Source organism: Haloechinothrix halophila YIM 93223 (assembly GCF_000504245.1).
Taxonomy (GTDB): Bacteria; Actinomycetota; Actinomycetes; order Mycobacteriales; family Pseudonocardiaceae; genus Haloechinothrix_A; species Haloechinothrix_A halophila.
In genome coordinates, this window is the sequence record NZ_KI632509.1 from 2,275,849 (window position 1) to 2,288,862 (window position 13,014).

General features: G+C 69.0%; 13 protein-coding genes and 1 riboswitch. Of the genes, 4 read left to right on the forward strand and 9 right to left on the reverse strand.

Translation table 11 applies throughout. The features are described from left to right. Positions 1 to 32: 32 nt before the first annotated feature. Both AMYHA_RS10260 and AMYHA_RS10265 read left to right on the forward strand, forming a co-directional pair. Positions 33 to 983 (forward strand): cobalamin biosynthesis protein, encoded by a 951-nt coding sequence (locus AMYHA_RS10260; RefSeq protein WP_034270400.1) that lies wholly within the window; start codon positions 33 to 35, stop codon positions 981 to 983. Beyond that, a complete protein-coding gene (locus AMYHA_RS10265) occupies positions 980 to 2,488 on the forward strand; it encodes a cobyric acid synthase (protein WP_034270403.1) in 1,509 nt (502 codons plus the stop codon). The genes AMYHA_RS10260 and AMYHA_RS10265 overlap by 4 nt, the downstream gene beginning before the upstream one ends. 106 nt (positions 2,489 to 2,594) lie before the next feature. On the opposite strand, the gene AMYHA_RS10270 is transcribed toward AMYHA_RS10265, so the two are convergent. After that, entirely contained in the window at positions 2,595 to 3,335 is a 741-nt protein-coding gene (locus AMYHA_RS10270; RefSeq protein ID WP_051399745.1) for a CbtA family protein, read from the reverse strand. Positions 3,336 to 3,346: 11 nt separating this feature from the next. Further along, positions 3,347 to 3,568: a CbtB-domain containing protein gene (locus AMYHA_RS10275; protein ID WP_034270405.1), complete on the reverse strand. Its 222-nt coding sequence runs from the start codon at positions 3,566 to 3,568 to the stop codon at positions 3,347 to 3,349. A gap of 33 nt (positions 3,569 to 3,601) precedes the next feature. After that, a riboswitch (cobalamin riboswitch) is annotated at positions 3,602 to 3,733 on the reverse strand. Positions 3,734 to 3,908: 175 nt separating this feature from the next. Here AMYHA_RS10275 and AMYHA_RS10280 point away from each other — a divergent pair. Beyond that, on the forward strand, positions 3,909 to 4,577 hold the full coding sequence (locus tag AMYHA_RS10280) for a M50 family metallopeptidase (RefSeq protein ID WP_084037573.1): 669 nt from the start codon (positions 3,909 to 3,911) through the stop codon (positions 4,575 to 4,577). Between the two features lie 42 nt (positions 4,578 to 4,619). After that, positions 4,620 to 5,864 carry an aldehyde dehydrogenase family protein gene (locus AMYHA_RS10285; protein ID WP_269189751.1) on the forward strand — a complete coding sequence of 415 codons (1,245 nt, stop codon included), beginning with the start codon at positions 4,620 to 4,622 and terminating at the stop codon, positions 5,862 to 5,864. 185 nt (positions 5,865 to 6,049) lie between these two features. On the opposite strand, the gene AMYHA_RS10290 is transcribed toward AMYHA_RS10285, so the two are convergent. The 7 genes from AMYHA_RS10290 to ccrA form a co-directional block, all read right to left on the reverse strand. Continuing rightward, the gene (locus AMYHA_RS10290; protein ID WP_330759829.1) at positions 6,050 to 6,394 is read right to left on the reverse strand and encodes a hypothetical protein; all 345 of its coding nucleotides are present in this window, start codon (positions 6,392 to 6,394) and stop codon (positions 6,050 to 6,052) included. Between the two features lie 296 nt (positions 6,395 to 6,690). Continuing rightward, the gene (locus AMYHA_RS26970; RefSeq protein ID WP_157362001.1) at positions 6,691 to 6,864 is read right to left on the reverse strand and encodes a hypothetical protein; all 174 of its coding nucleotides are present in this window, start codon (positions 6,862 to 6,864) and stop codon (positions 6,691 to 6,693) included. Between the two features lie 63 nt (positions 6,865 to 6,927). Further along, positions 6,928 to 8,151 carry a helix-turn-helix domain-containing protein gene (locus AMYHA_RS10295; RefSeq protein ID WP_034270413.1) on the reverse strand — a complete coding sequence of 408 codons (1,224 nt, stop codon included), beginning with the start codon at positions 8,149 to 8,151 and terminating at the stop codon, positions 6,928 to 6,930. A gap of 231 nt (positions 8,152 to 8,382) precedes the next feature. Beyond that, positions 8,383 to 9,387 (reverse strand): adenylate/guanylate cyclase domain-containing protein, encoded by a 1,005-nt coding sequence (locus AMYHA_RS10300; RefSeq protein WP_051399746.1) that lies wholly within the window; start codon positions 9,385 to 9,387, stop codon positions 8,383 to 8,385. Positions 9,388 to 9,393: 6 nt separating this feature from the next. After that, a complete protein-coding gene (locus tag AMYHA_RS10305; RefSeq protein WP_034270416.1) occupies positions 9,394 to 9,843 on the reverse strand; it encodes a universal stress protein in 450 nt (149 codons plus the stop codon). A gap of 205 nt (positions 9,844 to 10,048) precedes the next feature. Further along, positions 10,049 to 11,392 (reverse strand): coiled-coil domain-containing protein, encoded by a 1,344-nt coding sequence (locus AMYHA_RS10310; RefSeq protein WP_084037049.1) that lies wholly within the window; start codon positions 11,390 to 11,392, stop codon positions 10,049 to 10,051. A gap of 94 nt (positions 11,393 to 11,486) precedes the next feature. Next, positions 11,487 to 12,821, reverse strand: coding sequence for a crotonyl-CoA carboxylase/reductase (gene ccrA, locus AMYHA_RS10315; protein WP_034270419.1), 1,335 nt, complete (start codon positions 12,819 to 12,821; stop codon positions 11,487 to 11,489). Positions 12,822 to 13,014: the final 193 nt, after the last annotated feature.

Here is a 13,014-nt window from a genome sequence, read left to right on the forward strand (position 1 = left end):
GCCAGCGCGGCGTCGCCCGGTAGCGTCGTCCCATGCTCTCCACGTCGCGCGCGACCGCTGCCGGGCTGCTCGCCGGGTACCTCGCGGACCTGGCCTTCGGCGATCCGCGCCGCGGACATCCCGTGGCGCTGTTCGGCCGCGCGGCCGACGCGCTGTCTCGCCGGATGTGGGCGGACTCCCGAGCACGCGGCGCGGCCTATGCCGGGATATGCGTCGGCTCGGCGGTGGGGGTCGGGACGTTGGTACACGCGGCCACCGCCCGGTCGCCGGTGGCGCGAGCGATGGTGACGGCTGGGACGACGTGGGCGGTGCTGGGCGGTACCGGCCTGGCGGGCGAGGGCACGGCGATGGCCCGGCTGCTGGAGTCCGGTGACGTCGAGGGCGCTCGCGCCCGGTTGCCGCACCTCTGCGGCAGGGATCCCGCGGGGCTGGACGAGAAGGATCTGGCGCGCGCGGCCACGGAGTCGATCGCGGAGAACACCTCGGATGCCGTCGTCGCGCCGCTGCTGTGGGGTGCGGCCGCCGGGGTGCCTGGACTGCTTGGCTACCGCGCGCTGAACACGCTCGACGCCATGGTCGGCCACCGCACGCCCCGCTATGTCCACTTCGGTTGGGCATCCGCGCGGGGTGACGACGTCGCGAACCTGGTGCCGTCGCGAGTCAGTGCGCTAGCCGCGGCCGGGTGTGCTCCGGCCGTCGGCGGACGTGGCTCCGACGCCGTGCGGGTGTGGCGGCGGGGCGCGGCCAAGCACCCGAGTCCGAACGCTGGCCCCGTGGAGGCCGCGTTCGCAGGGGCGCTCGATGTCCGGCTGGGCGGCGTGAACAGCTACGCGGGCGCGGTCGAGAACCGCGGCACCCTGGGGAATGGCCGCACGCCCGGCGTCGCGGACCTCCGCCGCGCCGTGCGGCTGTCCCGCGCGGTCGGTGCGGTGGCGGCCGGGGTCTCGGTGGTCGGTGTGATCGTGGCGGGGAGGCGCGCATGACGGCGGGAGGCGTGCTCGTCGCGGGGACGACGTCGGACGCGGGTAAGAGCCTGGTCGCGGCGGGGCTGTGCCGGTTCTTCGCCCGCCAGGGGCTGTCCGTCGCGCCGTTCAAGGCGCAGAACATGTCCAACAACTCCATGGTGTGCCCGGACGGCACCGAGATCGGCCGCGCGCAGTGGCTGCAAGCCCGCGCCGCCGGGGTGACGCCCGAAGCTGCTATGAATCCCATCCTGCTCAAACCGGGCAGCGACCGTCGTAGCCACGTCATCGCGCTCGGCAAGCCGTTCGGCACGCTCGACGCCGGCGAGTACGCCACCGGCCGGCAGGGCCTCGCCCGCATCGCCTTCGACACCCTCGCTGAGCTGCGGGAACGCTTCGACGTCGTGGTCTGCGAGGGTGCGGGCAGCCCCGCCGAGATCAATCTGCGGGGCGGGGACTACGTCAACATGGGCCTCGCGCGGCACGCACGGCTGCCGGTGGTCGTGGTGGGCGACATCGACAGGGGCGGCGTGCTCGCGTCGATGTTCGGCACCCTCGCGCTGCTGGACGCCGACGACCAAGCGCTGCTCGCGGGCTGGCTGGTGAACAAATTCCGGGGTGACGTCGATCTGCTCCGCCCCGGTCTCGAGACCCTGGCGCGGCTCACCGGTCGCCCGGTCTACGGCGTGCTGCCCTGGATCGAGGGCGCCTGGATCGACTCCGAGGACGCGCTCGCGCAGGCGGGCTGGCGGCGCGATCCGGCGCACCTGTCGGACCACGCTCGCCCGCTGCGGGTCGCGGTGGCCCGGCTGCCCAGGACGTCCAACGCCACCGACGTCGACGCGCTGGCCGCCGAACCCGGCGTGACCGTCACGCTCACGACGGACCCGGACACACTGCTGTCCGCTGACGTCGCCGTGCTGCCCGGCTCCCGCGCCACCGTCGCCGATCTGGACTGGCTGCGCGAGTGCGGTATCGCGGACGCGGTGCGGGTGCGCGCCGAGAAGGGACGCCCGGTGCTCGGCATCTGCGGCGGTTACCAGATGCTCGCCACCGCGATCGAGGACGACTGGGAGTCCGGCGAGGGTCACGTCGACGGACTCGGGCTGCTGCCCACTCGGGTCGACTTCCACCCTGACAAAGTGCTCGCTACTCCGCGCGGCGGGTGGCGTGGTGAGGACGTCGTCGCGTACGAGATCCACCATGGAGTCGCGCGGCTACTGCCCGGTGAGCAGGATGCCGAGCCGTTTCTTGACGGCTGGCGCAGCGGTGCTGTCTGGGGCACGACCTGGCACGGCGCGTTCGAGAACGACGGCTTCCGCCGGGCGTGGCTGACCGAGGCCGCGAGCCAGGCCGGAGTGGCGTGGGAACCGGCCGAGGGCGCGCCCGGTTTCGGTGAGCTGCGGGAGTCCATGCTGGACCGTCTCGCCGACGCCATCGCCGAGCACATCGACACCGGTGCGCTGCTGCGGTTGATCTCCGACGGCGTCCCGAACGACCTCCCGTTCGTGCCACCGGGCGGCTGAAGCGTTGCCGAACGACGAACACAACGTCGGGAGTGCCGGACACAACGCCGTGCCCGCGGCTTGGGGGACCACGGGCACGGCGTCGATGTCGTAGCGTTCAGGCCGCTCAGGCAGTGGCGGCCGTAGCCTTCGCGGGCGTGGGTGTCAGCGCGCGGTGCACGAGCGTGCCGAACGCGGCTCCGAGTACGAGCCAGAGCACGACAAGTCCGCCGAGCGAGGCGAGTCGGAAGTCCCATAGCAGTGTGGCGGGGAAGTCGTCCGGCACCTCGTTCACGGTCGGCATCAGCACAGCGCACACCGTCATCACCACGGCGTAACCGAGGATCCCGATGCCGCTGGCCACCCAGCTGCCGAAACGGTCGGCGAATGAGCGCGCCGCGGTCACCGCCAGCCCGGCGGTGATCACCGACAGCGCGAGGAACACGAAGTACAGCTCGGTGCGGGAGCCGACCGTACCGGTCTGGCCCACCGCTGGCGGGTTCGCCGGGTACTTCAGGAACGGCACCAGCGTGACGGCGACGAACGCGCCCCCGGCGAGCAGCGAGGCGTACGTCCGCACGCTGAACCCGCCGAGCCGCCCGTAGATCACCGCGAACACCACGGCGAACAGTCCGCCGAGCGCGAGACCGATGCCGAGATGCGCGGCGAGCAGCCCGACCGTGCTCTGGATGCCCCTGCTGACCAGCGGCTCCTCGGCGTGATGGCCCGCTTCCTCAGCGGCGTGGGCCTCTTCCAGCGCGATCGCGGCGTCCACGTGGGGCTCACCGACGACGAACGCGAAAACAGCCGCGGCGAGACCGGCTAACAAACCGGCGATCAGGCCGCGGACCAGCAATGTCCGCATCATTCGGCAGCCCCTCAGTGGCAGGGGAAGGCCATCAGGTGGCGGCCGTCGTGCAGGAACTCGTGCACGTAGCCACCGGCGGCGAGCAGCGTGGTCGCGCCGTCCTCTGTGCTGATGAAGAACATGGTGATCATGGCGAGCGCGCCGATGAGAACCGCCCACGGCACGATCTCGCGCAGCGGAATGCGTACGGGCGAGGGGATGGACGTCGACGCGGGGACTGCCGCTTCGGACATGAACCTGACCTCCTTGGGCTTGCGCGGCCCGATTGGGTAGTGGCGATGGCGGCGGGTCTGACTTCCGGGCAGGCTCTGCCCGGATACAGTGGCGCGTCCGTGCCGGATTCTCACCGGCTTCCGGCCTCCATCGCACGTGGCCGAGCCACCGTAAGCCGCTGATCACGACAGCGTCAATGTGACGCATGTCTGTCGACACGCTTGCGAACGGACGCCACACCGATGGCGCAGCGGCCCTGTGCGGTGCGTGTTCGCGTCGATGTGATGATGTTGTGGCGTGAACGACGATTTCGAACACTGGTGGGAGCGGCTGTTCGGCGCGCAGGCGGACCCGACGGCCATGGTGCCGGTGATCGCCGTCGCGATCGCGCTGGGCGCCGTCGTGCTGCGGCGTCCCTGGCTGGTGACCCGCACCGTGGTGACGATCGTGCATGAGGCGGGACACGCCTTGGTCGCGCTCCTGTCCGGCAGACGGCTGCACGGCATTCTGCTGCACTCCGATACCTCGGGCGTCACCGTCTCGCGGGGTAAACGCACCGGACCGGGCATGGTTCTCACCGCGTTGGCCGGGTATCCGGCGCCTGCCTTGCTCGGGGTGGTGTTCAGCGGGTTGATCAGCACCGGCAGGCAAGGGCTGGTGTTGTTCGGGTGCGCGCTGCTGGTGCTCGGCGTGCTCGTGCTCGTCCGCAACGCCTATGGGGTGTTCGCGGTGCTGGTCACGGCGGTCGCGCTCGGGCTGATCGCCGCGTTCGGGACGCCCGACGTCACCGGAGTGTTCGTGTACGCGATCACGTGGTTCCTGCTGCTTGGCGCGATTCGCGCGGTCGCGGAACTCCAGCGCAAACGTCGCACCGGCATGGCGGCGGACTCCGATGTCGACCAACTCGGACGGCTGACCGGACTTCCCACGACACTGTGGTCGCTGGCGCTGGGTGTGCTCGTGGTGGGTTGCCTCGTCGTCGGCGGGATGCCGCTGCTCGAGCCTGTGCTCGGCGGTCCGGAGCGCTGAGGCACACTGGAGCGGGCAGACAGCGATTTTCGAAGGGACGAGGTGACCGCGGTGTCGGACGAGGTGGCGAAGGCAGTCGAGGAATGCGCGCGTTCGGCCGTGCGCGCCGCGCCGTCGCTCGCGGCGGCCACCAACAAGTCCATCGACACCGCGCTGACCACCATGGCTGAGCGGCTGCTCGCCGAGCGGGACACCGTGCTCGCCGCCAACCAGACCGACATCGACAAGGCGCGCGCCGACGGTATGAGCGCTGGCCTGCTTGACCGCCTCACCATCACCGAGCAGCGACTCACCGGCATGGCAGAGCAGCTGCGGCTGCTGGCCAGCACCCCGCACCCGCAGCGCAGCATTCCGATCAAGGAGCTGGATGGTGGGCTGCAGCTGGTTGAGCGCAGGCGCCCGGTCGGCGTGATTGGCGCGAATTACGAGGCTCGCCCGAATGTGACCGTCGACGTCGCGTCGCAGCTGGTCAAGTCCCGCAACGGCGGTGTGCTCCGCACCGGCAGCGCCGCGCTGGGCTCCGCGCAGCGGTTGCTCGACGTCGTCATCGCGCCCGCGCTCACCTCGGCCGGGATCGACTCCGATGTCATCCAGCTAGTGCCACGCGCCGAGCGGGAAGCCGCGTCCGCGCTGGTCAGCTTCCCCGGGCTGGTGCCGCTGGTCATCCTGCGCGGCAGTGGCGAGACCACCCGCACGCTGGCGCGCACCGCGGCCGCCAACGACGTCCGCACGCTGGCCCACGCCGACGGTGGCGGTGTGCTGTACGTCGACAAGGCGGCGGACCTGGAGAAGGCGCGAGAACTGGTCTCCGACAGCCTGGACCGGCTCGGCGTGTGCAACCGGCTGAACCTGCTGCTCATTGACACCTCGATCTATGACACCGCGTGGCCGGTGCTGTCCGAAGCGCTGGCCGAGCGCGAGGTGACCGCGTCGCTGCCGCCGCACGATCACCCGATCGGATACGAGTGGGCACTGGACTCCGAGCGCGAGGCCACCGTCACCGTGGCGCGCGTCGAGGGGCTGGCCGAGGCGGTCAGCATCGCCAACGAGCAGACGTCCGGCCTCGCGGCGGGTATTACGACCGAGGACTCCGCCGCGGCGGAGGCGTTCTTCGATGCTTACACCGGCACCGGCGTGTTCTGGAACGCGCCCACCCGGCTGCTGGACGGTTTCAAGCTGCTGGCCGTCCCGGAGACCGGCATCAACCTGGACAAGGTGCCTGGCCCGCGTGGACCGGTGACGTTCACCGACCTGTACGTGCGCCAGTACGCCGTGCTGCCTGCCTGAGTCGGCCTCATGGTCGTGGTGACTGAGTCCTGGGCGACGATCATGGCTGGTGGTCTGCTCACACTCGTGGTGCTCAACGTAGGGATCCTCGTGTGTCTGCTTGTGCTTGTGGCACGGAAGTAGAGCAAGCATGACCCCGTGCGAAAGATCACATGCGCCGATGTCGGCGGCCCGTTCGCGAGTAGTCAGCGCTTGTCGTCCAGCGCGGGGTGCTCGATGCCCCAGTTCTCAAGCGCGTTGGCGATGAAGTCCGCGCCGATGTGGTTCGCCGCAGCGCGGTTACCGGTCGCGGGCAGGTCGTCCGGTGTTTGCTCGACGACGCGCCCGGACTGGGCGGCGGGGTGCTTCCAGTGGCCGCCGCAGCCGTTCGGGCACGGCCACTCCATGGTGCGCAGCGTGCCGTCGGGGCAGGGCTGCTGCCAGGACATCGTGCCGGTGCCCAGGCAAAGCCTGCACTCGCTACTTGCTGGGGACTTGTCCGAGTCCGCCGCAGGTTGGGCAGGCGGCTCGTTTTCCGTCTGGTCCGGCATCTTGTAGTCCCGATCCGTGGCAGGTTGGGCACTCTTCCATCTTCATGCTGGTGGCTCCTCTTCAGATCCGCCAGCAGAAGCGCATTTTTGGTGGGCTGAGCGGCTCTCGGCGGCTATCTCGCAGCGATCTGTGTCGGCGGCGTGCAGGTAGACCGTTCCGCAGTACCAGCACGTGCGGCCGCGCCGCTTGATGTCGGACCACTCCTGCGCCAGCGTCGGCGGGGCGACTCGCTCAGCCAGATCCGGTGGGGTCGGATGAAGCTGGGTGTGACGCGCCCGCTGCGTCAGGACGGCCGTCACTGCTCGGGCTCCCGGTCGACGAATTCGCGCTCGCGCTCCTCAGCCTCGCGTTCGGCTTCGTCCGCTCGTATCTCCTCGTCGGTGATGACGATCGGCTCTGGATAGAACCGCGTGCTGATGAGCTGTCTACCGCCTGGCACGCCGCTGCCTGCTCCTGATCGATGTGGCATGCGCGGAGCGTCACACGGCGGCTACAGGGGGATGGGTACAGTTTGTGCCCCCACTCTGTTGGACTACGCGGCGATGCCGACCCGGTGGCAGAGGTCATGCACATCGTCGCGCATCCCGGACGGTGGCCGCTGCCGCAAATCACGCAGCAGCTCACGCGCCCACCCGTTGTAGCGAATCGTCTCGCTCGCGGTCCGCTCGGAGCGGTCGAGCAGCGCGAGCGTGGCCACGCGCTCGTCGCGCTGATGCGCAGCGCGGGCGACCTCGATCAAATGCCGGGCGCGGCGTGGCACGCTCGCGATTGTGTCGGCGTCGATGCTCTCAGCCGCGCGCATGGCCTCCCCGGGCCGCCGCAGGTCCACGCCGAGAGTAGTGGCGTGTGCTGCCATCGTCGGCGCTGAGAAGCTGCTCTGCACGTGCCGGTAGGACGGCCCGAGAGTCCGGGCGATCGCGTCGGCGCGCTCCCAGGCTCCCCAGGCGTCGCCGTGTCGGCCGCGCCGGGCGTGGGTGAGCGCGATCTCGGCTTCGAGTGCACCGACCATGCCGCGCCAGTTGTCGGGTGCGCCATCGAGATGCGGGGTGAGTTGGCCGATCGCGTCGTGTGCGAGCCCGAGTGCCTCATCCCATCGGCCCGAGTCGCGAAGTGCCTGAATCATGGCCCAGGCTCCGCTCGCGATGCAGTAGGGGTCGTCGGCCTCCTGCCCTTCGGTCAGTGCTCGGTCGGCGACCATCCAGACAAGCTCCGGCGCGGGCTGGTAAGCGACGTAGAAGTCGGCGAGTTGGTAGACCCCGGACAGTACGCGGCGGGCGTCGCGGCGCCCGTCGCCGCGCGTGGTTCGGGAGGCTTGCTGCGCGTCGCGAATCAGATCCGGCAGCAGCACGCCGAGCTGTGTTCGATGGTCTGGCGAACCGTGCCGCACCTGCCATGCGCGTGCGAGCCGCTGCCGCAAATGCGGCACGCTGATCTCCCGGCGAGGTGGACTGATGCGGTATTCGGTAAGCGCAGCCTGCACGTCAGCGAGCGCGGGATGCCGCTCTCCGGCATACACGCTCACGGATACCGCGTGCCCGTTGCCGGTCAGATCCGCAAGATCGTCAAGCCCAAGCGCTTCGGCCAACCGCAACAGCATGGGCAGCCGCGGTGTGTGGAGACGGCCCGACTCCACACCCTTGAGCCAGGAGTCGCTGCGATCCACGAGCTGCGCGAGCACCGGACGGGACATGCCCGTTCGCTCGCGGTACCACTGGATACGCCGTCCGATAGGCAGGCTGTCGTCAGGTCCCGACACGTAACGTCACCTCTTCGCGGAAGGCCTCTTCGCGTAGTCCCCGGCCGCCGCCGGGACTTTCCGCCGCGAAGAGGTACGCGTCACAGGATACTCAAGGTGGCAACGATCTTGCGTGATCGATTACCCCGTTGTCGCGTTTGGCGCGAGACACTGCGTCCGGAACGAGGAACACGACGTCCTGAGCGCGGAACACAGCGTCCTGAGCGGGGGACACGGCGCAACCGCGTGCGGTCAGGCGCGGCGGAGCACCATCGGCTTCAGGCGCTTGTAGCCCCGTACCGAGATCGGGCGTTTGCTGCGGAGCGCGAACTCCTCGCGGCCGGAGAGGGCGTCGGCCAGCTCCTTGTCGACGAGTACCGTGCCGGGCCGGGCTGCGGAAGTGAGTCGTGCGGCCAAGTTGACCACTGAGCCGTAGACGTCACCGAACCGGCTGAGGATGCGCCCGTACGCGAGCCCGGCGCGGACCTCGGGGATGTCCTCGTCGGCCTCGGTCTGTTCGGTCAGCGTGAGCGCGATCTCGGCGGCCTCGACCGGGCTGTCGCAGACGAACAGCACTTCGTCGCCGATCATCTTCACGATGTGCCCGTGGTGCTCGGCGATCACGCTGGTGGCCAGTCCTTCGAAGCGCTCAAGCAGCGTGCTCAGCTGGTCGCGGTCGACCCGGCGCGTCATCCTCGTGTAGCCGACCATGTCCACGAACCCGACTGCCTGGCTGCGGGTCTCCAGCTGCGCGTCCGTCGCCAGCGCCCGTCCGGAGAACGCGGCGAGATGCCTGCGCCAGACGTAGTTCTGCAGCCGTTCGATGGCGGGCACAGATGCCTCGACGAGCTGCGCGAACTGCTCCTCCGACTCGGCGACGTCCGGCCGCTGCTCCAGCCAGGATGTCACCAGCTGCACCTGCCATTCGGCGAGCCGCGACAGGTGATGCCCCAGCGCGCGGGTCATCGCGGTGTCGGTCTTCTCGTCGATCAGTCCCGACTCGAGGAACCCGTTGGCGATCTGCGCGGCCTCGACATCGGCGTCGGTGAAGACCACATCGTCGTCGGCGGCGCCAGCGAAGCCGAGCGCGCGCCACAGCATCGCGGTGCGGTCTGGCGAGACCCCCGCCCGCTCGGCGACCTCAAGCCGGGTGTACTTGCGCTCGCCGCCGAGCAGGACGGCTGCCACCCGTTCCTGCAGACCGTTGCGCTCGTCCTTGCCGGAGGCGCCGGTCCCGTCGGGGGTGCTCGCTACCATCGACGCTCAGGTGGTGTGAACGATCAGGACGTCTGAGTTCGACTTGCGCGCCACCTCGGACGGCACCGAACCGAGGATGCGGCCCGCGAGCGTGTTCAGGCCACGGTTACCGACCACGAGCAGGTCGGCGGAGTGCTCCTTGAGCACCTTCAACAGGGTCGCCACCGGCTCACCTTGCACCGGCACCGTCTGCACCTGCTTCGCGCCCTGCGCGATGGCGCGGTCGTGCGCGGTGTGCAGCGTGTCCTCCGCCGGCGCTGAGCCGACGACCTGGTACGCCTCGTCGCCAAGCACGTCCTGTGCCTTGTCGACGTCTTCCTGCCGGGTGGGGAAGTACGCGCATGCGATGACGAGCGTGGCATCGCACGACGCCGCGACGGCGGCTGCGCGGTCGACAGCCGCGTAGGAAGACCGTGAACCATCCGTTCCGACGACGATGGTCTTGTAGGCGACCATGAAGCTCCTCCTGTGACGTTAGGCGTGCCGCGTGACGCGGAACCGAGTACCTGCGCTGGTGCCTTCGGCGGTTTGTGCTCGCCAGCAGAGACTAGCGGTAGGGGCCGCCTTGTGCTGTTCGGACAACGACGATGCGCGTGTCAGGTTGCGAGTAGCAGGCAAGCATTGTCATACCCGGACAAAAACGTGCTGGCGCGGCGTGTGGTCAGCGCGCGACACCGGACTGTTCCGCCCTGCCGTTGGCGGACGTCGACGGCTCCTGCCGTGACTCCTGTCCATCAGCGACGGTGGACGTGACGCCGTTGGCCTGCTGTCCATCGGCGTCGTCAGCATCGGTGCCTGCGTCCTCAGCCGTGGCTTCGGCACTGCCGGTGCGTTCCGCGTCCTCGGCGGCCCGCGCCTCGGCGTCGGACCCCGGCTCGTCGGAGCCGCCCGCGGCGTCGGCCGCGTCCGCCGTTGTGCCGGTTGCCTGCGTTGTGCCGTTGTCGTGGCCGCCCCGCGCGCCATCACCCTGTGCATCGCCCGCGGTGACCTCGTCCTGCTTGCCCACCGACGTGACCGCCCGGTCAAGCAGCACGTCGGCGTCCGAGATGACCGAGCGGATCGCCTTGATCTGCCCCGCGATCTCTTCGCGCAGCGCCCGCATCTCCTCCACCCGGTCGGCGGCGTGGTTGATCCTGCGGTTGGCGGTCTCCGTCGCCTCGGCCACCCTGCGGTTGGACTCGTCGGTCGCTTCCGCGAGCCGGGCGTTGGCCTCGGTGATGGACTCCTGCTTGCGCTTGTTCGCGTCCTCGACCGACTCCCGGTACCGCTTCTCGACGTCGGCCTTGTGTTCCTGCTGTTCCTTGGTGATCTGCTCGCGGACCCGCTTGGCCTCCTCGGAAGCCTCGCGCAGCCGGCGTTCCGCCTCGGCCTTGCTCGCCGCTTCCTGCTCGGCGAGCTGACGCATGGCCTCGGACCGCCGCGTCGCCATCGCGATCTCGAAGTCCTCTTCGACCTTGGTGCGGCGTTCCTCCGCCTCGAGGTCGAGTTGCAGCCGCTCCTCCTGCGCATGGTTGAGGATCTCTTGCGCTTCGGCACGCGCCTTGTCCATGACCTCGCGGTGCTCGTTCTCCATGTCCTGCCGCCGCGCGTCGAGATCGGCGAGCAGCTGGTCGTAACGAGTCCGCATGGCGGTGGCGTCGGCCTCGGCCTTGGCCCTGATGTGACTGGCCTCGGCCTCGGCCCTCGCCCTGGTGTCGGACGCCTCGTCCTGCGCCCGCCGCACCATTCTGCGCAGCCGCGCCGAGAGCCCTTCGATCTCGGTCGGCGGCAATGACAGCGTCTCGACCTCGCTCTTGAGGTCGTTGATCTCGGTGCGCGCCATCTCGAGTTGCCTGGCGAGGTCGCCTGCCTGCGAGATGGCCGCGTCCCGGTCGGACGTGATCATCTTGAGGTTGGCGTCGAGCTCCTCAAGGTGCTCGTTTACCTGACTGGGGCTATAGCCCCGTCGGACCACATCGAAGCCCGCACCGAGTGGTACCAGGTCCTGTTCCTCGCCGAGACTCATGGCGACACGCTACCTCGTTACGCTCCGCTATATCACCCGGCGGTGGTCAGATTCTCGCTCGTCAGGGCTGATACTCCGGACCGGTGAGCAGTCCTCAGATGCCACGGAACTGGTTGATCTTGTCCAGGTGACGCTCGCGCTTCTCCTGGTCCATCACGCCGAGCCCCTCCTCCGGTGCGAGGCACAGCACGCCGACCTTGCCCTGGTGCGCGTTGCGATGCACGTCCAGCGCGGCCTGCCCGGTGTCTTCCATCGAGTAGGTCTTCGACAGCGTCGGGTGGATCAGGCCCTTGTCGATCAGCCGGTTCGCCTCCCACGACTCGCGGTAGTTCGCGAAGTGCGACCCGATGATCCGCTTGAGGTTCATCCACAGGTAGCGGTTGTCGTAGGTGTGCATATAGCCGGACGTCGATGCGCACGTGACGATCGTGCCGCCCTTGCGTGCGGCGTAGACAGACGCGCCGAACGTCTCCTTGCCAGGGTGCTCGAACACGATGTCCGGGTCCTCACCGCCGGTCAGCTCGCGGATCTTCTTGCCGAACCGGTTCCACTCCTTCGGGTCTTGTTCGGTCTCGGACTTCCAGAATCGGTAACCCTCGGCGTTACGGTCGATGATGTGCTCTGCCCCCATCGAGCGGCAGATCTCCGCCTTCTCCTCGCTGGAGACCACGCACACCGGGATCGCGCCGCCGTTGAGTGCGTACTGCGTGGCGTACGAGCCGAGCCCGCCGGACGCGCCCCAGATCAGCACGACGTCGCCCTGCTTCATGTCGGCGCCGTTGCGGGAAACCAGCTGCCGATAGGCGGTGGAATTCACCAGGCCAGGTGAGGCAGCCTCCTCCCAGGTCAGGTGTGCGGGCTTGGGCATCAGCTGGTTCGACTTGACCAGCGCGACCTCCGCGAGCCCGCCGAAGTTGGTCTCGAACCCCCAGATTCGCTGCTCGGTGTCCATCATCGTGTCGTTGTGCCCGTCGGGCCCTTCCAGCTCGACCGACAGGCAGTGCGCGACGACGGTGTCGCCGGGCTTCCAGTTGTGCACGCCGGGGCCGGTGCGCAGCACGACGCCGGACAGGTCGGAGCCCACGACGTGGTACGGCAGGTCGTGGCGCTTGGCCAGCGGTGACGTCTTGCCGTAGCGCTGGAGGAACTTGAACGTCGGGATCGGCTCGAAGATCGACGTCCAGACGGTGTTGTAGTTGATCGCGCTGGCCATGACGGCCACCAGCGCCTCGCCTGGCCCGAGTTCCGGCGTCTCGACGTCGTCGACGTGCAGCGACTTGCGAGGATCCTTGTCGCTGCTCGGCATCCCCTCGAACATGTCCACCTCGTCGGCGTGGACGGTCACACCCCGGTAGTGCTCGGGGACGTCGAGCGAACCGATCGCGTCGAGCTCGTTCGCGAGGATGGCGTCAAGGACGTGCTGCACCATAGATGGCCTCCGTGGCTGGCGTGGGCGGCGGCTGAGTTCCCTTCCGGGATTGAACCATGGACGAGCGCGGGAAGCTACTGATCAGTAATGCGGCGTTGGCCGGCAATGTCACCGGGTTGTGTTACGGCGACAACGTCGGCCGTTGTCCGTGTTGTGATCCAACAGCTGCCATTCCAACCTGGATAATCGCGCA